Raw genomic sequence first — 21,645 nt, 5'->3', positions numbered from 1 at the left:
AATTTGCGTAATTGGCCGGCGTGGCGATGCGGCCAGAGAGAGAAGGAACAGGTACCATGACCATCAAGCTGCAAAAGCCTGACATCACAGAGCTGAAGCCGCGCATCACCGTGTTCGGCGTTGGCGGCGGTGGCGGCAATGCCGTCAACAACATGATTACCGCCGGCCTCCAGGGCGTCGACTTCGTCGTCGCCAACACGGATGCGCAGGCGCTGACGATGACGAAGGCCGAGCGCATCATCCAGCTCGGCGTCAACGTCACCGAAGGCCTCGGTGCCGGCTCGCAGCCGGAGGTCGGCCGTGCGGCCGCCGAGGAGTGCATCGACGAGATCGTCGATCACCTGAACGGCACGCATATGTGCTTCGTCACCGCCGGCATGGGCGGCGGCACCGGCACCGGTGCTGCTCCAGTTGTCGCACAGGCGGCCCGCAACAAGGGTATCCTGACGGTCGGCGTCGTCACCAAGCCGTTCCATTTCGAAGGCGGGCGCCGCATGCGCCTGGCCGAGATGGGCATCCAGGAACTGCAGAAGTCTGTCGATACGCTGATCGTCATTCCGAACCAGAACCTCTTCCGCATTGCCAACGACAAGACGACCTTCGCCGATGCCTTCGCCATGGCTGACCAGGTTCTCTATTCGGGCGTTGCCTGCATTACCGACCTGATGGTCAAGGAAGGCCTCATCAACCTCGACTTCGCCGACGTCCGCTCGGTGATGCGCGAGATGGGCCGCGCGATGATGGGCACCGGCGAAGCCTCCGGCTCCGGCCGCGCGCTGCAGGCCGCAGAGGCTGCGATCGCCAACCCGCTGCTTGACGAAACCTCGATGAAGGGCGCCCAGGGCCTGCTGATCTCCATCACCGGCGGTCGCGACCTCACCCTCTTCGAAGTCGACGAAGCCGCGACCCGCATCCGCGAGGAAGTCGATCCTGACGCCAACATCATCCTCGGCGCCACCTTCGACGAATCGCTCGAAGGCATCATCCGCGTCTCGGTCGTCGCAACCGGCATCGACCGGGCGATGAACGAAGCCGCCGAGCGGAACCTCCAGCCGGCAGCAAGGCCCGCTATCCGTCCCTCGGCGGCTGTTGCTCCGGCAGCGGCCGCAGTTCAGCCTGCCCCCGTGATGCAGGCACCGAAGGCCATGGATCCGATCGCACAGACCATCCGCGAAGCCGAGATGGAACGCGAGCTCGAAATTCCGGCCCCGCGTGCTGCCGCACCGCTGCAGCAGCAGGCGGCCCAACAGGAAACCTTCCGTCCGCAGAGCAAGATCTTCGCGCCTGCACCGGAAGCTCCGGCAATGCGTCCGGCACCGGTGCAGCAGCAGGCTCCGGCGCCCGTCATGAGCCAGCCGGTCATCAGCCAGCCGGTCCAGCAGCAGCCGGTTCGGCAGGAGCCGACCATCCGCCAGGCGCCCGAACCGATGCGCATGCCGAAGGTCGAGGATTTCCCGCCGGTCGTCCAGGCCGAACTCGACCACCGCACGCAGCCGGCTTCCGCGCATGCGGCTGAGGAGCGCGGTCCGATGGGTCTGCTCAAGCGAATCACCAATTCGCTTGGCCGCCGCGACGACGACGCCGTTGCCACCGATATGACCGCAGCACCGCCGGCCGCTTCGCAGCAGCGCCGTCCGCTGTCGCCGGAGGCAAGCCTCTACGCACCGCGTCGCGGCAACCTCGACGACCAGGGTCGCTCGGTTCCGCAGGCCCGGATGATGCAGGAAGACGACCAGCTGGAAATCCCGGCATTCCTGCGTCGCCAGTCAAACTGAGGCCGTGCTTCGACACCTCTCATGCCCGGGATCAAGGTCCCGGGCATTGCTGTTTTTCAGCCCGTGATTCGCAAATGATTTCAATCGGGTGACTTCGTAACAAAGCGAAAGAAACAGTGATTTGGATTGGAGCGCCGGCGCACGTAAGTATGGTGCAACGAAACTGCCCCAGGAGACCTTTCGACAGGCTCCGGCTGCAGAATAAACGATGACCGCGCCGATCGGACAGACCGCCGGTGCGGAAGAATAGAGGCAGAATTTATGGCAATTGGCTTGCTGGGTTTTCAAACGACGGTATCGCGTCCCGTGACGCTTTCGGGCATCGGGGTCCATTCGGGCGCTGACGTTTCGATCACCCTGAACCCGGCCGAATCGGGCACCGGCGTCGTTTTCCAGCGCCTGCATGACAATGGCGACATCACCGAACTCAAGGCCGTTTCCTCGCAGGTCGGCAATACCGACCTCTGCACCGTACTCGGCTTCTCGCCCGCCCATTCGGTCGCGACAATCGAGCATGTCATGGCCGCCGTCTATGCGCTCGGCCTCGACAATGTGGTGATCGAGGTGCAGGGTTCCGAAATGCCGATCATGGACGGCAGCTCGCTGCCCTTCGTTGAGGCGATCGAGCAGGTCGGTCTCGTCTCGCTCGGCGTCAAGCGCCGCTATATCCGTATCACCAAGCCGGTGCGAATCGAGCATGGCGGCTCCTGGAGCGAATTCCGCCCCTATGACGGCACGCGCTTCGAAGTCGAGATCGATTTCGATTGCCCGCTGATTGGCCGGCAGAAGTGGGCTGGCGATATGACCGCCGCCGTCTTCAAGGCCGAGCTTTCCCGCGCCCGCACCTTCGGCTTCATGCGCGATGTCGAACGTCTCTGGGCGTCGGGCCACGCGCTCGGCTCTTCACTCGAAAATTCCGTCGTCATTTCGGACGACAACACCGTCATCAACGTCGAAGGACTGCGTTACGCCAAGGACGAATTCGTCCGCCACAAGACGCTCGATGCCGTCGGCGATCTGTCGCTTGCCGGCGCCCAGTTCATCGGCTGCTACCGTTCCTATCGCGGCGGTCACAAGATGAACGCCAATGCGCTGAAGGCGCTGCTCGCCGATTCCTCCGCCTACGAGGTGGTCGAGACGTCGACGCCGCGCCAGCGCGTCGCTGCCCGCGAACTGATCGCGGTCAGTGCTTCGGAATTCGCTCCCTGGTCGGCATGACCTCCAGCATATTCTCAAGACCAGGCCGCCTCTTTCCCGGAGGCGGTTTTTTTATGTCCGGCCGCGTATGCGGCGATAACCGATGCTCTGGCTGCCACAGATCCGGAAGAAGATGAAAAGCCCGGTCATTTCTGCGGTCGTTGCCACAAAAATGCGTTAATGCCTTATCATTGCGTTGCTCTTGATGCACATTTGTGGCTAGAAACGCCAGCGAGGCGTGGCTGCCGTGGAGCGAGCGGCGGCAGTGGGGTTCTTTCGAATGGGTTATGCAGGATCTGAAGGTATGATGAAGACAGCGCGCGCTTTGTTCGCATCGCTTCTGGTGCTCAGCGCAGGCGCCTTGATCTCCGGTTGCCAGTCGGATCCCGACATCGACATCACCAAGCTCGGTCTCGAAACCGATCCGCCTGACGTGCTCTACACCCAGGGCCTGGCCAATATGAAGGCCGGCAACATGGCGGAAGCGGCGCGCAAGTTCGACGCGATCGACCGCGAGAATCCTTTTTCCGAATGGGCGCGCAAAGCGCTCGTGATGAGCACCTTCGTCAAATACCGCCAGGGCCGTTTAGACGATGCGCTTGCTTCCGGCAACCGCTACATGTCGCAATATCCGAAATCCCAGGATGCCGCCTATGTGCAGTATCTCATTGGTCTCACCTATTCCAAGCAGATCGTCGACGTGACGCAGGACCAGCGCGCCTCGGCCAAGACGATCGAGGCGATGCAGGCCGTCATCGACAACTATCCGAACTCCGAATATGTCGACGACGCACAGGCCAAGATCCGCTTTTCGCGCGACCAGCTCGCCGGCAAGGAAATGCAGATCGGCCGCTACTACATGGAGCGGAAGGAATATCTCGCTGCGATCTCGCGCTTCCGTATCGTCGTCGAGAAATACCCGAATACGAACCAGATCGAAGAGGCCCTAGCGCGTCTCGTCGAGGCTTATTACGCCATGGGCATCGTCGACGAGGCGCAGACAGCCGCTGCCGTTCTCGGTCACAATTATCCCGACAGCCAGTGGTATGCTGATTCCTACAAGCTGCTGCAGAGCGGCGGTGCCGAGCCGCGTGAAAACAAGGGCTCGTGGATCGCCGCAGCGGGCAAGAAACTTCTTCTCGGTTCCTGAGGCCAATGCTGATCCAGCTTTCGATCCGCGATATCGTCCTGATCGAGCGGCTGGATCTTGCCTTCGAGACCGGCCTCTCCGTGCTGACGGGCGAGACCGGGGCAGGTAAATCCATCCTGCTCGACAGCCTGTCGCTGGCGCTCGGTGGACGCGGCGACGGCGGCCTGGTGCGCCATGGCGAGGACAAGGGCCAGGTGACGGCGGTGTTCGACGTCGGCATGGAACACGGCGCCCGCACCCTCCTGCGCGAAAACGGCATCGATGACGAGGGCGACCTGATCTTCCGTCGCCAGCAGTCGGCGGATGGGCGCACTAAGGCCTATGTCAACGACCAGCCGGTCAGCGTGCAGCTGATGCGCCAGGCCGGTCAGATGCTGGTCGAAATCCACGGACAGCACGACGATCGCGCCCTTGTCGACACCAATGCCCACCGCACGCTGCTCGATGCCTTCGCCGGCCTCACCGACGAGGTTTCGGAGATCTCCCAGCTCTATCGCCTGTGGCGCGACAGCGAGCGGACGCTGAAGAAGCACCGCGAGAAGGTGGAAAGTGCGGCGCGCGAAGCCGACTATCTGCGCTCTTCCGTCGAGGAACTCGAGAAGCTCTCGCCGCAGGACGGCGAGGAGGAAGAACTCGCCGATCGCCGGCAGAAGATGATGAAAGCCGAGCGAATCGCCGGCGATATTGCCGAGGCGTCCGAATTCCTGAACGGCAATGCCTCGCCGGTGCCCCATATCGCCTCGCTGGTGCGCCGGCTGGAGCGCAAGAGCCATGAGGCGCCGGGACTGCTCGAAGACACTGTGACGCTGCTCGATGCCGCGCTCGACCAGCTTTCCAACGCGCAGATGGAAGTCGAAGCGGCACTGCGCAAGACCGAATACGATCCCAGGGAGCTGGAGCGGGTGGAGGAGCGGCTTTTCGCGCTCAGGGCCGCCTCGCGCAAATATTCTGTGCCTGTCACCGAACTGCCGGCGCTTGCCGTGCGCATGATCGCCGATCTTGCCGATCTCGACGCGGGCGAGGAGCGGCTTGCTCGGCTCGACGCGGAGGTCGGCCTAGCGCGGGAAAATTACGATGCGGCGGCGCGCTCGCTCTCCGACAAGCGCCATCATGCCGGCACCGCACTGGCTGGGGCCGTCATGGCCGAGCTGCCGGCGCTGAAGCTCGAACGCGCCCGTTTCATGGTGGAGATCACCACGGATGCCGGCGAGGCGCTCGCCGAAGGCATCGACGTCGTCGAGTTCCATGTTCAGACTAATCCGGGCACGCGACCGGGCTCGATCATGAAGGTCGCCTCGGGCGGCGAACTCTCGCGTTTCCTGCTGGCGCTGAAGGTGGCGCTCGCCGATCGCGGATCGGCCCCGACGCTGGTCTTCGACGAAATCGACACCGGCGTCGGCGGCGCGGTGGCCGATGCGATCGGCCAGCGGCTGAAGCGGCTGTCCGAGCGTGTGCAGGTGTTGTCGGTCACGCATGCGCCGCAAGTCGCGGCGCGGGCGGCGACGCATCTCTTGATTTCCAAGGGGCCGTCGGCCGACGGTTCGGAAAAGATTGCCACGCGCGTCGCGACGATGGCGCAGAAGGACCGCACCGAGGAGATCGCCCGTATGCTGGCCGGAGCTTCGGTCACCGAAGAGGCGAGGGCGGCAGCGAAGCGGCTGCTAGCCGGCAACGGCTAATTTCCGATGCTCTTTCCGCTTAGGCAGGCGGGATGACAATCATCCCGCGGCGCGATATGCGCTGAAGCTTCCCGATCGGCGGCGAGCCCAAGCCATGCGACTTTTCCATTTCAGCGACGATGCCGGTATCGCGGCGTTCGAGCCACGCCCGGTTCGCATCCCGTCTGCCCGTGCGCCCGGCCGGGAATGGCTGAACGGTCCGCTCGTCTGGGCAATCGATGCCGATCATGATTTCATGTATCTCTTTCCGCGCGATTGTCCCCGCATCCTCCTCTGGGCGACAGCCAATACGCCGGAGGCCGAACGGCGATACTGGCTCGGCGACTGGCGCGCCGTCGCCTACGTCGAGCGCCGTTGGCTGGAAAGGCTCGAAGCGGAGACGATTCATCGTTACGAGATGCCGGCCGAGGGCTTCGAGAATCTGGGTGATGCGGGCATGTGGGTGGCGCGCAGACGCGTCATTCCCATAGAGAGGACCGCCATCTCGCGGCTCGACCGAGAGTTTGCGCCGCGCAGGGTCGAGCTTCGGGTGGTCGATAGTCTGCAGCCGCTGAAGAGCCTCTGGAGCACCGGCCTGCATGTCAGCGGCATTCGGCTACTCAATGCGCGGGATTGGGAATAGGCCGGGGAGAGCGATCTTGCCGAGGCCGGATATCCAGTCTCTCTTTTCATCCGGCAATTTTGCTCTAAAAACAATCCAGATTTTCTGGCCAGATTCTCTGGAGTGATGTTTCATGCCCACCGAAGGTTCCACCGTCGACACGTTGACGATCGAAGAGGCCGCCGCCGAGCTCGCACGGCTGGCAAAGGAGATCGCGCATCACGATGCTCTCTACCACGGCAAGGACCAGCCGGAAATTTCGGATGCCGATTACGACGCGCTGAAACGCCGCAACGATGCGCTGGAAGTGCGGTTTCCCGAGTTGATCCGCGAAGACAGCCCGTCGCGGCATGTCGGCGCAGCACCCTCCGTCACGTTCTCGCCCGTCGTTCATGCGCGGCCGATGCTGTCCCTCGACAACACCTTCTCGCAGGAGGACGTGCAAGATTTCGTCGCCGGCGTCTATCGTTTCCTCGGCCGTCTGCCGGACCAGTCGATCGCCTTTACCGCCGAGCCGAAGATCGACGGCCTGTCGATGTCGATCCGTTACGAGAACGGCAGGCTGGTGACGGCCGCGACGCGCGGCGACGGCACGACGGGCGAGAACGTCACCGCCAATATCCGCACCATCGCCGAGATCCCCAACGAGCTGCCGAAGGGCGTGCCCGCTGTCGTCGAGATCCGCGGTGAAGTCTATATGGCCAAGAGCGACTTCCTGGCATTGAACCGGCAGATGGAGGCGGAGGGCAAGCAGACCTATGTCAATCCGCGTAATACGGCCGCCGGATCGCTGCGCCAGCTCGACGCCAAGGTGACGGCAAGCCGCAAGCTGAAATTCTTCGCTTATGCCTGGGGCGAGATGTCGGAGATGCCCGCCGATACACAGTTCGGTATGGTGCAGACCTTCAAGGACTGGGGTTTTCCGGTCAATCCGCTGATGAAACGGTTGAATTCGGTCGCCGACATCCTGGCGCATTATGACGAGATCGGGCTTGAGCGTCCGGATCTCGACTACGACATCGACGGCGTCGTCTACAAGGTCGACAGTCTGGAGCTGCAGGCCCGTCTCGGCTTCCGCTCGCGTTCGCCGCGCTGGGCGACGGCGCACAAGTTTCCTGCCGAACAGGCTTTCACGATCGTCGAGAATATCGACATCCAGGTTGGCCGCACTGGCGCCTTGACCCCTGTGGCGCGTTTGACGCCGATCACCGTCGGCGGCGTTGTCGTCACCAATGCGACGCTGCACAACGCGGATTACATCCAGGGCATCGGCAATAGCGGCGAACGCATCCGCGACGACGAGCACGATATCCGCATTGGTGATACCGTCATCGTGCAGCGCGCAGGCGACGTCATTCCGCAGGTACTCGACGTCGTCATGGAGAAACGCCCGGCCGAGGCCAGGCCCTATGAATTTCCGAAGACCTGCCCGGTCTGCGGTTCGCATGCCGTGCGTGAAAGACATGAGAAGACCGGAAAGCTCGATTCGGTCACCCGCTGCACCGGCGGCTTCATTTGCAGGGCGCAGGCGACGGAGCATCTGAAGCATTTCGTTTCGCGCAACGCCTTCGATATTGAAGGGCTCGGTTCGAAGCAGATCGACTTCTTCTTCGAAAACGAGGACGCGTCGCTGCAGATCCGCACTGCGCCGGATATCTTCACGCTGGAGAAGCGTCAGCAGCAATCGCTGACCAAGCTGGAGAATATTGACGGCTTCGGCAAGGTCAGCGTCGGCAAGCTCTATGGCGCGATCGACGAGCGGCGCAGCATTGCGCTCCATCGCTTTATCTACGCGCTCGGCATCCGTCATGTCGGCGAGACCACCGCGAAGCTGCTGGCGCGCTCCTATGGCACCTACGAGGCATTCGAGACGGCGATGCGGGAGGCCGAGGCGCTTTCTGGCGACGCCTGGAACGATCTCAACGCTATCGAAGGTATCGGCGAGGTCGTGGCGCGGGCCATCGTCGAATTCTACAAGGAACCACGCAATGTCGAGGTGATCACCCGACTGCTTGAGGAGGTGACGCCCGAGGAGGCCGAACAACCGAAGACGGCAGGCAGCCCGGTTGCCGGTAAGACCGTGGTTTTCACCGGCTCGCTGGAAAAGCTTACCCGCGACGAGGCAAAGGCGAGGGCGGAAAGCCTCGGCGCCAAGGTGGCGGGATCGGTCTCGAAGAAGACCGACATCGTCGTCGCCGGCCCAGGCGCCGGCTCCAAGCTCGACAAGGCGCGCGAACTCGGTGTGCAAACGATGGACGAGGACCAATGGCTGGCACTGATCAGCGGGTGAGGGCTGACGGCAAGCCGCCAGCCCCGTTTGCTCATAGCCTGAGCCGCGCCATCGTATAGGCGTCGACATACTCGCCGGATCGAAAGCCGAAGGCCCTCAGCAGGCCTTCCTGCTCGAAGCCGAATTTCCGGTAGAGGCCGATGGCGACATCGTTGTCGGTGTAGACGGTCAGTTCCAGCCGTTTGATATCGAGCCAGTCGTCGGCAGCGTCGACCATCGCGCCGAGCAGGATCCGGCCGAAGCCGCGGCCGGTAAAGTCGTCATGCACGCCCATGCCGAGGCTGGCGACGTGCTGCCTACGGCCGGAGAGCCGGTTGAGGACGCCATTGCCAACGATACTGCCATCCAGGGTGACGACGAGGTTGAGTGCGCCTGGCGACGGGTTTTCCATGTGCTTGCGAACCTCCTCGACCCGCTGGTAGGGCGGCCGCAAGGTGCCGGCCCGGTAGCCCGGCAGATTTATGAGATCGGTGATCTCCTCCGCATCGGACAGGCGGACGGCGCGCACGAAGACGCCATCTGGCAGGCGCGCTCGGTCGCGAGGTTCATTCTCTTCGTTTTCGGACATTCATGCTCTCCATCGATGTCGGGAGGAGAGCCGGTTTCCGAAAACCCTGCTCGCCTCGGCAGGGTTTCGGGATGATGATCGGATCGCTGCTATCGCGCCATCGCTCCCGCGTACCCTTCAAGGGTCGTGGTGTGATGGATAAGCGCTGCCATGGTCACGGAACCGATCATGGCGGCAAGTTTCGATATGCGGGTTAAAAAGTCAACCGGGCATCGTGTCGAATTTGCGCGGCCGGAAGCGGGGCGGTATTCCTGTTCCCGAAGAAACGATTCGGGTTGCTGCATTGAAGACCATCGCAATTGACTTCGAGACGGCGAACGAACAGCGCGGCAGCGCCTGCTCCGTCGGCCTTGCCTGGATCGAGGACGGCAGGGTCACGCGCGTCGAGGAGCGGCTGATCCGGCCGCGGGACATGCGCTTTTCAGGCATGAACATCGCGATCCATGGCATCCGGCCGGAGCATGTCGAGGACGCGCCCGAGTTTCCCGAGGTAATGGATGAGTTCGAGGAGGATTTTCGCGGCGCGACGATGATTGCGCACAATGCCGCCTTCGATTTCAGCGTCTGGCGGGCGAGCCTCGATCTCTACCGGCAATCCTATCCGGAGCTAACCTATCTCTGCAGCCTCAAGATGGCGCAGCGGATCTGGCCGCATTTCCTCTCGCACCGGCTGAACCTGATCGCCGAGCATCTCGGCCTGCGTTTCGTGCACCACAACGCCGCCGAAGATGCCGCCGTCTGCGCAGCGGCCGCCATCGAGATGGCAAGGGCGGTCAAGGCCCATGCCGTCCACGCCATACCGTCGTTGATCGGCATGACGCCAGGTCGGCTGACGGCGCGGGCCTACGAGCCCTGCACCTGCCGAAAAGGCTGATCCCTTTCTGTAAAGGCCCTTTTCTTGCAAAGCATGGGTGCATGCTTATCTAGAATGCGGATTATTCAGGGAGCCGCCATGTCCAGACTGCGCAATCTTCTCCTCGCCGCCTTCTCTTTCGCCGCCCTTTCCACAGGTGCTGCCTCGGCCGAAGTCGTCGGCAAGGTCGGGGTCGACTGGATCGGCAACGACATCATCGTCGAGGCGGTCTCCGACCCTGAGGTCAAGGGCGTTACCTGCCACGTCACCTATTTCGACCGCAGCCTGATCGACCGGTTCAAGAACGGCAACTGGTTCGAGGATCCGTCCAACAATTCCATTGCCTGCCGGCAGACGGGGCCGATCGAGATCGGCAATATCGACCTGTCCAAGGATGGCAGCGAGGTGTTCCGCCAGGGCATGTCGCTGATCTGGAAGACACTGGTCGTCAACCGTATCTACGACAAGACGAACGACACGCTGATCTATCTCGCCCATTCGCGCGAACTGACCGACGGCTCGGCGAAGATGTCGATCTCGACCATTCCGCTCTACGGGCAGAACGTGACCTGGAAGAATGGGAAGCCGCAATAAGTCTGCGAGGTTCCGGGGTCTCTCGCGCTTGCGATGAAAGACCCCGCCCCAACCCCTCCCCACAAGGGGGAGGGGCTTAACTTGCCGCACCCGCTTTCCAGATTTTCGACGTTTCGGGAGGAGCGGGTCGGGGCCTGAGCATATTCCCCTCCCCCTTGTGGGGAGGGGTGTTCGCAAAGTCTGATCCCATGCCCGCTCTACCTCCACCTTAAACTAAAAAGGCCCGGACGAGCCGGGCCTTCGAATTCCAGATATGGGTATTCCTCAGGCGGCCTGTGTGAGCTCGTCGGCAATGACCGTGTCGAGGTTCAAGAAGCAGACCATGGTCTTTTCGAGAGCGACGATACCGCGGCAGAAGGCGCGCTGGGCTTCCGGGATGATTTCCGGCGGCGGCTGCAGGTCTTCGCTCTTGATGGTCATCATGTCGGAAACCTGCTCGACCAGCAAGCCGACCAGCTTGCCGGCGATGTCGGTGACGATTATCGCCGAGCGCTCGGAGGGCTCGGTCATCTTCATGCCGAGGCGGCAGGCCATGTCGATAACGGGGATCACCGCGCCGCGCAGGTTGATGAGACCCAAGACGTAGGGCGGGGTGTGCGGCATCGGCGTCACCGGAGCCCAGCCGCGGATTTCGCGGATGGCCATGATGTCGATGCAGAATTCCTGATCGCCGAGGTGGAACGAAACGATTTCGAGATAAGCGCCCGACTGCTTGATGGCGTTATTGTTGTTCATGGTCAGAATTCTTCCCAGTTGTCCCCAGCGGGAGAGGCGATGTGGAACCGCCGTTAAATATAGATGTGACGGCTTAAGTCTTTCCTAACGATATGTATTTTCGGATTGGCCGTCGCTCTGGATGTAAGCTATTCAAACACATGCATTTTTGATCCGTGCAGGTTCCTGAGGGCGGATTTCGTTGCCGTGGCAGCTTCTACCGGTGAGACAATTCAACACGGGTTCGAAAACATATTCTTGAATTGCGCGCCTCCGCTCGAGGCTATAATCACGCCAGCAGGGGCGGGCCGCGTCTCCGCCCGGATCGAGGATCATGCCAATGAAGACATTCCGCATCGCCGTCTGGGTCGGTGTCCTGATACTTGCCGGGTTTCTCGGAGCGTTCACGCTCAACCTGACGAAGTCGAAGGATGTGGTGGCGGAACCTCCTTTCGGCGTGCCCTTCACCCTGGTCTCTCAGAACGGACAGCCGATCACCGAGGAGGCGCTGCGAGGCAAGCCGACGGCGCTGTTCTTCGGCTTCACCCATTGCCCGGAAGTCTGCCCGACGACGCTTTTCGAGCTCAACGGCTGGATGGAGAAGGTCGATCCGAAGGGCGATAAGCTGCAGGCCTATTTCGTAACCGTCGATCCGGAGCGCGACACGCCTGAGATCATGAACGAATACGTCTCCAATGTTTCCAAGCGCATCACCGGCATTTCAGGTGCGCCTGACAAGATCGCCGAGGTCGTCAAGGGGTTCCGCGTCTACGCCAAGAAAGTGCCGGTCGACGAGAAGGATCCGAACGGCGACTATACGATGGATCATACCGCCTCGGTCTTCCTGCTCGATTCGGCCGGGCGGTTTTCCGGAACGATCGCCTATGGCGAAAACCCGGACACGGCGGTAAAGAAGCTGGAGAATCTCGTCAGCAAGGGGTGACAGCTTCAGCGTGATGGGGCGTTGGCTCGACCGGCGGCGGGCAACGGAAACGGGAAAGACCGCCTATCGTGAGTGAAATCCGCCTTTACGTGACGACGACCGAAGCCAAGGCCGAGGAGATCCTCGACCTTCTGAGCGCGCTCTTCGGTGAAGAAGACTTTGCCATCGGCACCACCGAGATCGACGAGAAGAAGGATATCTGGGAAGCCTCGATCTACATGATGGCCGAGGACGAGGCTGAGGTGCAATCCCGCGTCGAGGACGCATTGAAGGCTTCTTTCCCTGATGCCCGGCTGGAGCGGGAAGTCATCCCCGAGATCGACTGGGTGGTGAAATCGCTGGAGGGGCTGAAGCCGGTCCGGGCGGGGCGTTTCCTGGTACATGGCTCGCATGACCGCGACAAGATCCGCCCCGGCGATATTGCCATCGAGATCGATGCCGGCCAGGCCTTCGGCACCGGCCATCACGGCACGACGGCCGGCTGCCTCGAGGTGATCGATAGCGTGGTGCGCTCGCGCCCGGTCCGCAACGCGCTCGATCTCGGCACCGGCAGCGGCGTACTGGCGATTGCGGTGCGCAAGCTCAGGAACATACCAGTGCTGGCGACCGACATCGATCCGATCGCGACGAAGGTGGCGGCCGAGAACGTGCGCCGCAACGGCATCGCCTCGGGCATCGTCACCAGGACCGCGCCGGGCTTTCATTCGACGGCCTTTTCCGAGCATGGTCCCTTCGATCTCATCATCGCCAACATTCTCGCCCGGCCGCTGATACGGATGGCGCCGAAGCTTGCGACGCATCTTGCGCCCGGCGGATCGGTCATTCTCTCCGGCATCCTTGCCGGGCAACGCTGGAAGGTGATTGCCGCCTATAGTGGCGCGAGGCTTCGCCACGTCAAAACCATCTGGCGCAACGGCTGGGTGACTATTCATCTCGATCGGCCCTGATTTTTCAAGGCTATGAGCAGGTGATTTCTCCTGCAACGCATGCCTCGCTTAAGGCAACGCGCCTCCTCCCCACCCTCATCCCTGTGCTTGTCACAGGGATCCAGCCACCGCGCGTCTGCGCGGTGAATGACTCTATACGAGCTTGAAGAGAGTTTCCCGCGCCAAGGACTTGGGCGCACTGGATCCCTGTGACAAGCACAGGGATGAGGGCGGTGGCGGGTGCCGCACCGCCCTATCGAAAGGGAGCCGCTCCGTGAGCCTTGTTGAAGACAAGAAAAAGGCGGTGCCGATGGCACCGCCTTGGACCGGTCTATCCGGTCAATGCCCGCGAGCTCAAGGGGAGGAGCGCTCGAGCGGGCTCTACTGCATTCCAATAGGCCGGTCCGGGAGGGAGGAGACGGACTGGCTTTCAGGCTTAGAACGCGTAGCTGGGGGCGCCCTTGTGGCGCGTGGCCCGCTGACCGGCGCCGAGCAGCTTGAGGCTGTCCTCGTTCTGCGGGCGGCGGGCGCCGATTACATGACGCACGGTCTGGCGTTCGCCAGCCTGCACCGGGCTGCTATATGCGAAGCGCGAGAGAGAGGCGGTCATTTCAAGAATTCCTTTGTTTACAGGTTCATCGCGAACCATTCGATGACGCCTATATAGCTATTCTGAAATGCGGAGGCAGAGGGTTTTGCTCATGGGAGCCATGCGGCCAATGCATAAAGCGTGCCAAATTAACTTTTGGCGTCACAGTTCCGTCAAAATGTTGAGCGGCCCCAGGGGCTTCGACTCGTTTTGTCGCTTTTTCTCCCCATCGATTGAAATTTCGCTAACATGGCCGGCATCCCATTAACCGGATTCGTCTCAATCATTCGGGTTTCCAGCATGTTCCAGTCTTTCGAGGTTACCTCCACGCCGCAATTCGGCAGGGATCGTGTATCGTCGCTGCGCGCTAGTTTCGATTCGCTCGGCATCGACGCCTTTCTCGTGCCGCGTGCCGATGAATTCAACGGCGAATATGTTCCCGCATGTTCGGAGCGCTTGGCATGGCTGACGGGCTTTACCGGCTCGGCCGGCATTGCGCTGATCCTGCGCACGCAGGCGATCGTCTTCGTCGACGGACGCTATGTGACGCAACTTGCCGAACAGGTCGACGGTTCGGTCTTTTCGGGTGGCGATCTCGTCAACGAGCCGCCGCATGTCTGGCTCGCCGCAAACGCAGCCAAGGGCCTGCGGCTCGGCATCGACCCCTGGCTGCATGCCGGGGCCGAGGTGCGCCGTCTGGAAAGGGCGCTGTCGGAGATCGGCGGCATGCTGGTCTTCCTGCCGCACAATCCGCTCGACAGGCTTTGGGCCGACCGGCCGGCCGAGCCGCTTGGCGCGGTCAGCATCCAGAACGTCGTCCAGGCCGGCGTGCTGGCGCGAGAGAAGATCGCGACGATCGCAGCCGATCTCTCGAAGAAGAACCTTGCAGCGGTGCTGATCGCCGATCCCTCTTCGGTCGCCTGGACCTTCAATATCCGTGGCGCCGACGTGCCGCACACGCCGCATCCGCTGGCGCGCGCCATCATCCATGCCGACGGCCGGGCCGAACTCTTCCTGGACAAGCGCAAGACCGGCATCGAGCCCGAGGCCTATCTCGGGCAGATCTGCGCGCAGCTGCCGCCCTCGGCGTTGGAGGAGAGGCTTGCCGCCGTTTCGAGAGATGGCGGCCGCGTGCTGATCGACCCTGACATTGCTGCCTATGCACTGGCGGAGATCATCCGCAAGGCGGGCGGCGAAGTGGTGGAGGGCGCCGATCCCGCCAAGTTGCCGCGCGCAGTGAAGAACGACGTCGAGATCAACGGCTCGGCCGCCGCGCATCTGCAGGACGGGGCGGCGATGGTGGAATTCCTTTATTGGCTGTCGCAGACGAAGCCCGGCACGGTGAGCGAGATCGCTGCTGCCGAGCATCTCGAAGCGGTGCGCGCCCGCGTCGGCCAGAGTATGCAGAACCCGCTGAAGGACATTTCCTTCGACACGATTTCGGGCGCCGGCGAACATGCGGCGATCATGCATTACCGCGTGACGACCGAGACCAACCGGATGATCGAGGCCGGCGAACTCTTCCTGATCGATTCGGGCGCGCAATATATCAACGGCACGACCGACATCACCCGCACCGTCGGCATCGGCACTGTTTCGGAAGAGCATCGGCGCTTCTTCACGCTTGTGCTGAAGGGGATGATAGAGATCAGCACGGCGCGTTTCCCGAAGGGCACGCGTGGCTGCGACCTCGATCCGCTGGCGCGCATCGCGCTGTGGCGGGCCGGCGCCGATTTCGCTCACGGCACGGGCCACGGCGTCGGCTCCTATCTCTCGGTGCATGAGGGGCCGCAGCGTATCTCCAGACTTTCAACGCAGGAACTGCTGCCCGGCATGATCCTTTCGAATGAGCCTGGCTATTACCGGCCCGGCAGCTTCGGCATCCGCATCGAGAACCTGATCTATGTACGCGGCGCCGAAGAGATCGAGGGCGGCGATGCGCCGATGCTCGGATTCGAGACGCTGACTTTCTGCCCGATCGACCGCAGCCTCGTCATTCCTGAGCTTCTGACCCATGACGAGCTGCACTGGTTCAATGACTATCATCGCCGCACATGCGAGGCGCTGATGCCGCTCATCCACGATCACGATGTCAGGGCGTGGCTCGAAAACGCGACGCTGCCGCTGGAATATTGAGAAAACGGCATTACAGCGTCGGCGACGCTGTAATGCCTTGAATTTCTTTGCCGGCTTTCGGGCCGGTGCTCAGGCGCCGATCGTGTGGCGCCAGCTCATCACGACGATCCAGGCGGCGACCAGCATCCATGTATGGCTGAAGCGCAGGCCGATGAAGAGGGCGACGATCAACGCCAGCTTCGATTCCCAGCCGCCGATGAAGAAGGCGGGTGCGACTAGCGTCGTCAGCACGGCGGCCGGCACGGCATTCAGCGCCGCCTCCATGCGCGGGGGGATGCTCTTCATTCGGGTGATGAGGATATAGCCGCCGATGCGGGTGGCGAAGGTGGCGGCGGCTGCGGCGAGGATGACGAGCGCCATGTGAAGATCGAATTCCATGGCTCAGACCTCGTGCACTTCGGATTGAAGGGCATCGGCTTCAAGATCAGGCTCTTCCGGCGGCAAAGGCAGCACGGCGGCTAGCACAATGCCTGCGGCGGCACCGAGGCTGACATGCCAGGGCGAGCCGACGTAACGGTAGGCGAACACGGAAGCCACCGCGCTAACGAGCGCCACGGGCAGGAAATTGTCTCGCTTGCGGAAGCCGAGGACGATGCCGAGGAAATAAGCCGGCAGCAGGATGTCGAGGCCAATAGCCTTGGGATCGCCGATGAAGCCGCCGAGCATGCCGCCGGCGACGCTGATCAGCACCCAGGGAATGTAGATGATGATGGCAAAGCCGAAATACCAGGCGAAGGTGAGTTGCCGGCCGGTCTCGGCGCGCTTCACCGCTTCGGCGAATTGCGGATCGACGAGCAGGAAAAAGGTGAAGAATTTCTGCACCGGCGTGAAATGGCCGATGTAGCGCGCCAGCGCCGCCGAATAGAGCACGTGGCGGAAATTGACGGCGAGGATCGACAGTACGATCAGCCAGGCGTGGACATTGTGACCGAAGAGTTCGATGCCGACCATCTGGCTGGCGCCGGCATAGACGGTGGCGCTCATGAAGGCGGCTTCGGAAAGCGACATGCCATTTTCGACCGCCAGCGCTCCGAAGAGAGCGCCAAAGGGCGCCGATGCCAGCGCAACGGCGGAGCCGCCCCGCAAACCTTCAACAAAGTCGGCGCGATTCATGGGATCTTTCCTGTTGGAATTCAGGTTTCCCCTTATGGTCTGCGGCTTGCAACGGCAATTGAATTTCCTTGATTGACCAATCGATTTTGCTGAACCATCAAATCCCGATCGCATTCGGCAAAGAGGCAACCATGAAGAAGATCGAATTTTCCAAGGAAGAAAAGGCTGAGATCGTTTCGCGCATCCGCGCTTATTTCGACCGGGAACTCGACCCCATCGGTGCATTGCCAGCCGAATTCCTGCTTGACTTCTTCGCCGAGGAGATCGGGCCGTACTTCTACAATCGAGGGCTAAGAGATGCCCAGGCCGCCTTATTGCAGAGAATGGACGACGTAGCCGAGGATATCCATCTTCTTGAGAGGGAGGAAAAATTTTAAAGCGCGTCGCGATCTTTCAGATTCGCTTGTCGCGTTTAAACCGCTGCACAGTTTTGCGCGACATGCTTCAGCGTCCCTGAAATCACAACCGGGCCTTTCATTTAACGCCAAATTATTTCTGCCCGGATATGGTCGAGACGCTTTCGTTCACCGGGTTGCGTGTTATTTGGCCGTGATTGTCTCTGTTATCGATGAACCTCGATCCGCCAAGCTCGGCAAGGCGTTGATCTTCATGGTCTGGCTTGCGCTGGCGTCTGCGCTTTGCTGGTCCGAAACGGTCTGGCGTGACGAGGTTCGTGCATTGTCACTCGCCCTCCAGGGGGATAATTTCATCGATATGCTTCGCCAGATGCATGGCGAGGGTCATCCTGCTCTCTGGTATATTCTCCTGCGCGCCGCCTATATCGTGGTCGGCTCACCTGTCGTCCTGAAGGTCGTTGGCCTGACAATCGCGGCGGCGGCGGCCTATCTTCTTGTTTTCGGGTTGAAATTGCCGCTTTCCATCATGCTGCTGTCGCTGTTCAGCAGCTTTTCGATTTTCGACTACGCCGCGATGTCGCGAAATTACGGCATCAGCATGCTGGTGATTTTCCTTATCGTCCTGAGTTGGGAGAAAGGAACACGAAACGGGCTATTGCTCGGCCTGTTGTTTGCCTTGCTGGCAAATACCAACGTCCATTCGGTCGTCCTGGTCGGCGGCTTTCTCGCCTATTGGTTTTTCGATTTAATTCTGGCGCGGCCAAGGCCTGCCCTGACGGAATATCGGGGCTTTGCGACAGCCGCTGCCATTGCCGCGGTTGGAATTATTCTATGTTTCGTAACAGTCTATCCGACCTTCAATGATACGGGGCAGAACGATCTCACTGGCAAGAATTTCGCTTTGCTTGCCCTTGGTGCACTTGCCGCGCCCAGTTCCCATTTTATGGCATTCTATCCCGACCGGATCCTTGAACTGGTCTTGGCATACCCGTTGGCCTCCCGGATTTTCGCAGCGTTGATGTCCGTGTTCATCTATGCCAGCCTGTTGGCTCTGGCGAACCGGCGGCCGGCGATGATCGCAGCCGGATTGGTTCTCTTAGGGCTTTCACTGCTTTTTACGCTTGTCTATCCCGGCGGATACAGACATCAGGCGCTCTGGCTGGTTTTCATGATCGCGATCACCTCCTTGACCAGGCATACTCAGCGCGAGGGGGCGGGCCCTGCCGGCATCGAGGCTGCTGGCGGCATCGTAAAGTTCGGACGCCTGTGCTTCCTGATATTGCTCGCGCTACAGGTCGTGTCCGGTATCGAAAAGATCAATCAGGCCTTCATAGCCGAAATACCCCTGAGCCGAAGCAAGGATTTCGGTGCGTTCATGCAATCGCGCCCTGATCTCAAGGACGCGGTCATCATGGCGGATCCAGACTATCTCGTGGAAGCCTTGCCCTATTATGTCTCCAATCGCACCTATCTCCTGCGGGAGGAGCGGTTCGGCGCCATAGTGCGATATACCCGGAACGCGCGGCTTTCGCTCAGCCTTGCCGATATTCTGCAAACGGCACATCGATTGCAGCAGAGTGAGCATGTGCCTGTCGTCATTCTTCTTTCGCAGCGGCTTGATCAGATTGCTGCGCCCGTCTCCCTGCGTGAAAGCTATGTTTGGCGGTTGTCTCTGACGCCGGAAGACATTTCTGCTTTCCAGAGCGCGACAAGCCTCGTCAAGCGCTTCGGCCCGGTTGGCGGAAGCGATGAGACGTTCGACGCCTACGTATTGAAATAAGACGCCGGTCAGCAGCCTATTTGTACAACACGTCCACGCTGCCGCGTTTGGCATCCTCGATGAAGTGCGGTGCCTGAGGAACGCGCCGGCGCGTCTCAGCCCTCGCGCTTCATCCGTTCTCTGCGTGCGATCTCGGCTTGCGAGGGCTCGGGCATTCCGAAGCTGCCGGTTTCGACCTCGCCGGCGCGCTCGTAGACGCTCATGATGACGCCGGTCGTCGATACTGAGTTGGTCGTGAGCTTCAGCGCCTCCGGCTTAGCGCCCTTGCCGAACAAGCGCTTCCCGGGGCCGAGGATGAGCGGGAATGTCAGGAGCCGGAGTTCATCGATCAGGTCGTGCGCCAGCAGGGTTTGCAGCAAGCCACTGCTGCCCTGCGTCAGGAGGTCGGGACCATCCTGCTGCTTCAAGCGGGCGATTTCGGCGGCGACATCGCCGCGTAGCGCAAAGGAATTTTCCCAGGTGAGCGGCTCGTTCGAGGTGGTTGCGACATATTTGGTCGCGGCATTGAAGGCTTTTCCGATGGGATCGTCTTTGCCGACGAAGGGCCAGTGAGCCGCGAAGATCTCGTAGGTCTTGCGGCCGAGCAGCAGCGCGAAAGGGTCGGTAAAAATCCCACCCATGAAACCGCCCATCGGCTCGTCCCAGTAATTGACGGTCCAGCCGCCAAGGGTGAAGCCGCCGGTTGGATCCTCCTGCGGCGCGCCCGGCGCCTGCATGACGCCATCCAAGCTCACGAAGGCTGCGGTAACAAGCTTTCTCATCTCTCAACTCCCTTGATTCATGATTGGTGTGTTCAGAGCCAAGGACGGATGGACGTGTGCCGATCCGACATCCGCCATATTGTCTTTTATCGCTGATCTCAATCAGCCGGCCAGGACCTTGGCGCTGTCGATGATTGCGATGCCATGCGTCCGCATTTCCTCGATGGCGGCGGCGACGCCCTCGGGCGTGATGCCGCGGCTTGCATCCTCGATGAAGCGCACGCGAACGTCAGGCATCATCTCCAGCGCGTCGAGCGCGGAGAACTTGACGCAATAGTCGGTCGCCAGCCCGCAGACGTCGAGGTCGGTGACGCCCTGATCCTCGAGGAAATCGGAAAGGCCGGTCGAGGCATCGCGGTCATTGTCGCGGAAGGCCGAATAGCTGTCGATATCAGGATCCTCGCCCTTCTGCTGGATCAGGTCGATCTCTTCGGATTTGAGTTCTGGATGCAGTTCGGCATCGAGCGTACCCTGAATGCAGTGGTCCGGCCACATCATCTGCGGCTTGCCCGACAGTTCGCCCATCTCGAAGGGGGCGGCGCCCGGATGGGCGGAGGCGAAGCTGCCGTGGCCCGGCGGATGCCAGTCCTGCGAGGCGACGATCAGATCGTATCTGCCGCTGTCGATCAGTCTGTTTGCGACGGGGACCACCTTGTCGCCGTCAGGCACCGGCAGATTGCCGCCTGGACAGAAGCCGTTCTGAATATCGACGAGCAGCAGCGCTTTCATCACGGCCAATCCCTTCGCTTTATTGCAGTGTAAGACGCCAAGCACACTGAATGGATCAACTAGTGGATTTCCAGGCGCTGACGCGCAAGTGTTAATTCTGGCACTAGCGGTAGTAAGTCGTCGAAACAGAATGCTCTAATGCAATCATTGCGATAGCTGGCGGCGGTCCTCGTGTTGAAATGGAACGGAGGGGAAGGCGCGTGCATGATTTCCGGATCGCAGACGCGGCCCACGACGTTGGCAAGTGCCGGCAAATCGATCTGCCTGCGTAGGATGCTTTTGTACGGCATCGATGGATCGAGGCTCCCCCGGCAGAGCCCGGATTTCGGCCAGCTAGACCGCCGCCACGTCTTCGGCTGCGGAATCACCTGCTGTGGCGGAAGCGCCGTAGGTATTGCGGTAGGCCTGAAGGGCCGTCTGCATGTCGCTCAGCACTTTGGTGAGCAGCGGATCGCTATCACCTGACGTCTTGATGCTGTTCGGATCGGCGGCGAGGAATTCGGACTCGGTCAACTTGCCGTCGCCATCCGTATCCATCGCGGCGAAGACGCCCTTGGAAGCGTCGTCGTTCTGATCGTCACTGCCGTCGGTCTTCTGCATCGACAGCATCAGCGATAGGATGTCGGCGGTGATCTTCTTGACGATGTCGGTGCTGCTGTCGTCGCTGTCGGTCGACGCCGTGGCCGATGTCGAGGACTGCGAGGCGGCGGCCAATTCGTCCGCCGATATGACGCCGTCGCCATTCTTGTCCAGACTGGAAAGCGGAGACTGATATTGAGTTAAGGTGCTGCCGAGAGATGAAACACTGGTCACTGGAACCTCCTTCGAAAAGTTCGTCGTGAAGCCTGCCTTTCATGGGCGGGCAGCCTCTGGGCTAAGCTGATTTGCGCG

Annotated in this window: 21 protein-coding genes; 13 read left to right on the top strand and 8 right to left on the bottom strand. The window is 61.3% G+C overall.

The annotated features are described in order from the left end of the window. Positions 1-56 precede the first annotated feature (56 nt). The 6 genes from ftsZ (at position 57) to ligA (ending at position 8,692) form a co-directional block, all read left to right on the top strand. Positions 57-1,775 carry a cell division protein FtsZ gene (gene ftsZ, locus RL_RS16985; RefSeq protein WP_011652790.1) on the top strand — a complete coding sequence of 573 codons (1,719 nt, stop codon included), beginning with the start codon at positions 57-59 and terminating at the stop codon, positions 1,773-1,775. 261 nt (positions 1,776-2,036) lie between these two features. Beyond that, on the top strand, positions 2,037-2,993 hold the full coding sequence (lpxC, locus tag RL_RS16980; protein ID WP_011652789.1) for a UDP-3-O-acyl-N-acetylglucosamine deacetylase: 957 nt from the start codon (positions 2,037-2,039) through the stop codon (positions 2,991-2,993). A gap of 259 nt (positions 2,994-3,252) precedes the next feature. Continuing rightward, complete coding sequence (locus tag RL_RS16975; protein ID WP_011652788.1) at positions 3,253-4,122, top strand: outer membrane protein assembly factor BamD; 870 nt, start codon at positions 3,253-3,255, stop codon at positions 4,120-4,122. Between the two features lie 5 nt (positions 4,123-4,127). Then, complete coding sequence (gene recN, locus RL_RS16970) at positions 4,128-5,801, top strand: DNA repair protein RecN (protein ID WP_011652787.1); 1,674 nt, start codon at positions 4,128-4,130, stop codon at positions 5,799-5,801. Between the two features lie 94 nt (positions 5,802-5,895). Next, the gene (locus RL_RS16965) at positions 5,896-6,423 is read left to right on the top strand and encodes a DUF6886 family protein (protein ID WP_011652786.1); all 528 of its coding nucleotides are present in this window, start codon (positions 5,896-5,898) and stop codon (positions 6,421-6,423) included. 112 nt (positions 6,424-6,535) lie between these two features. Beyond that, positions 6,536-8,692: an NAD-dependent DNA ligase LigA gene (gene ligA, locus RL_RS16960; protein ID WP_011652785.1), complete on the top strand. Its 2,157-nt coding sequence runs from the start codon at positions 6,536-6,538 to the stop codon at positions 8,690-8,692. A 31-nt stretch (positions 8,693-8,723) separates the two neighbouring features. On the opposite strand, the gene RL_RS16955 is transcribed toward ligA, so the two are convergent. Beyond that, positions 8,724-9,260 carry a GNAT family N-acetyltransferase gene (locus RL_RS16955; protein ID WP_011652784.1) on the bottom strand — a complete coding sequence of 179 codons (537 nt, stop codon included), beginning with the start codon at positions 9,258-9,260 and terminating at the stop codon, positions 8,724-8,726. A gap of 283 nt (positions 9,261-9,543) precedes the next feature. On the opposite strand from RL_RS16955, the gene RL_RS16950 reads away from it, so the two are divergent. Together RL_RS16950 and RL_RS16945 are read left to right on the top strand one after the other, a co-directional pair. Next, complete coding sequence (locus tag RL_RS16950; protein WP_011652783.1) at positions 9,544-10,134, top strand: 3'-5' exonuclease; 591 nt, start codon at positions 9,544-9,546, stop codon at positions 10,132-10,134. A gap of 78 nt (positions 10,135-10,212) precedes the next feature. Then, positions 10,213-10,707 (top strand): CreA family protein, encoded by a 495-nt coding sequence (locus RL_RS16945; RefSeq protein WP_011652782.1) that lies wholly within the window; start codon positions 10,213-10,215, stop codon positions 10,705-10,707. 264 nt (positions 10,708-10,971) lie between these two features. On the opposite strand, the gene RL_RS16940 is transcribed toward RL_RS16945, so the two are convergent. Further along, complete coding sequence (locus tag RL_RS16940) at positions 10,972-11,442, bottom strand: chemotaxis protein CheW (protein WP_003541378.1); 471 nt, start codon at positions 11,440-11,442, stop codon at positions 10,972-10,974. A 319-nt stretch (positions 11,443-11,761) separates the two neighbouring features. Between RL_RS16940 and RL_RS16935 the strand changes: the two genes are divergently transcribed. Further along, on the top strand, positions 11,762-12,364 hold the full coding sequence (locus RL_RS16935; protein WP_041936396.1) for an SCO family protein: 603 nt from the start codon (positions 11,762-11,764) through the stop codon (positions 12,362-12,364). A gap of 68 nt (positions 12,365-12,432) precedes the next feature. Beyond that, complete coding sequence (locus RL_RS16930; RefSeq protein WP_011652780.1) at positions 12,433-13,311, top strand: 50S ribosomal protein L11 methyltransferase; 879 nt, start codon at positions 12,433-12,435, stop codon at positions 13,309-13,311. 415 nt (positions 13,312-13,726) lie between these two features. Here the strand turns inward: RL_RS16930 and RL_RS39720 are convergent, their stop codons facing one another. Then, a complete protein-coding gene (locus RL_RS39720) occupies positions 13,727-13,939 on the bottom strand; it encodes a hypothetical protein (protein ID WP_129557799.1) in 213 nt (70 codons plus the stop codon). A 240-nt stretch (positions 13,940-14,179) separates the two neighbouring features. Here RL_RS39720 and RL_RS16925 point away from each other — a divergent pair, with 240 nt between their 5' ends. Next, entirely contained in the window at positions 14,180-16,015 is a 1,836-nt protein-coding gene (locus RL_RS16925) for an aminopeptidase P family protein (protein WP_011652779.1), read from the top strand. Positions 16,016-16,084: 69 nt separating this feature from the next. Here the strand turns inward: RL_RS16925 and RL_RS16920 are convergent, their stop codons facing one another. Both RL_RS16920 and RL_RS16915 read right to left on the bottom strand, forming a co-directional pair. After that, on the bottom strand, positions 16,085-16,393 hold the full coding sequence (locus tag RL_RS16920; protein WP_003541364.1) for an AzlD family protein: 309 nt from the start codon (positions 16,391-16,393) through the stop codon (positions 16,085-16,087). 3 nt (positions 16,394-16,396) lie between these two features. After that, positions 16,397-17,128 (bottom strand): AzlC family ABC transporter permease, encoded by a 732-nt coding sequence (locus RL_RS16915; protein WP_003541361.1) that lies wholly within the window; start codon positions 17,126-17,128, stop codon positions 16,397-16,399. A 131-nt stretch (positions 17,129-17,259) separates the two neighbouring features. Between RL_RS16915 and RL_RS16910 the strand changes: the two genes are divergently transcribed. Further along, entirely contained in the window at positions 17,260-17,505 is a 246-nt protein-coding gene (locus RL_RS16910) for a DUF2164 domain-containing protein (RefSeq protein ID WP_033181033.1), read from the top strand. 166 nt (positions 17,506-17,671) lie between these two features. Beyond that, complete coding sequence (locus tag RL_RS16905) at positions 17,672-19,264, top strand: hypothetical protein (protein ID WP_041936395.1); 1,593 nt, start codon at positions 17,672-17,674, stop codon at positions 19,262-19,264. A 95-nt stretch (positions 19,265-19,359) separates the two neighbouring features. On the opposite strand, the gene RL_RS16900 is transcribed toward RL_RS16905, so the two are convergent. From RL_RS16900 to RL_RS16890, 3 genes are all read right to left on the bottom strand, one after another. Beyond that, on the bottom strand, positions 19,360-20,025 hold the full coding sequence (locus RL_RS16900) for a dihydrofolate reductase family protein (RefSeq protein WP_011652777.1): 666 nt from the start codon (positions 20,023-20,025) through the stop codon (positions 19,360-19,362). A gap of 102 nt (positions 20,026-20,127) precedes the next feature. Beyond that, positions 20,128-20,754, bottom strand: coding sequence for a bifunctional nicotinamidase/pyrazinamidase (pncA, locus tag RL_RS16895; RefSeq protein WP_041936394.1), 627 nt, complete (start codon positions 20,752-20,754; stop codon positions 20,128-20,130). A gap of 333 nt (positions 20,755-21,087) precedes the next feature. After that, entirely contained in the window at positions 21,088-21,567 is a 480-nt protein-coding gene (locus RL_RS16890; RefSeq protein ID WP_011652775.1) for an EF-hand domain-containing protein, read from the bottom strand. Positions 21,568-21,645 lie beyond the last annotated feature (78 nt).

This window comes from Rhizobium johnstonii 3841 (assembly GCF_000009265.1).
Lineage (GTDB): Bacteria > Pseudomonadota > Alphaproteobacteria > Rhizobiales > Rhizobiaceae > Rhizobium > Rhizobium acaciae.
The sequence above is the reverse complement of the archived record's forward strand: the minus strand, read 5'-3'. Positions and strand labels throughout refer to the sequence as shown.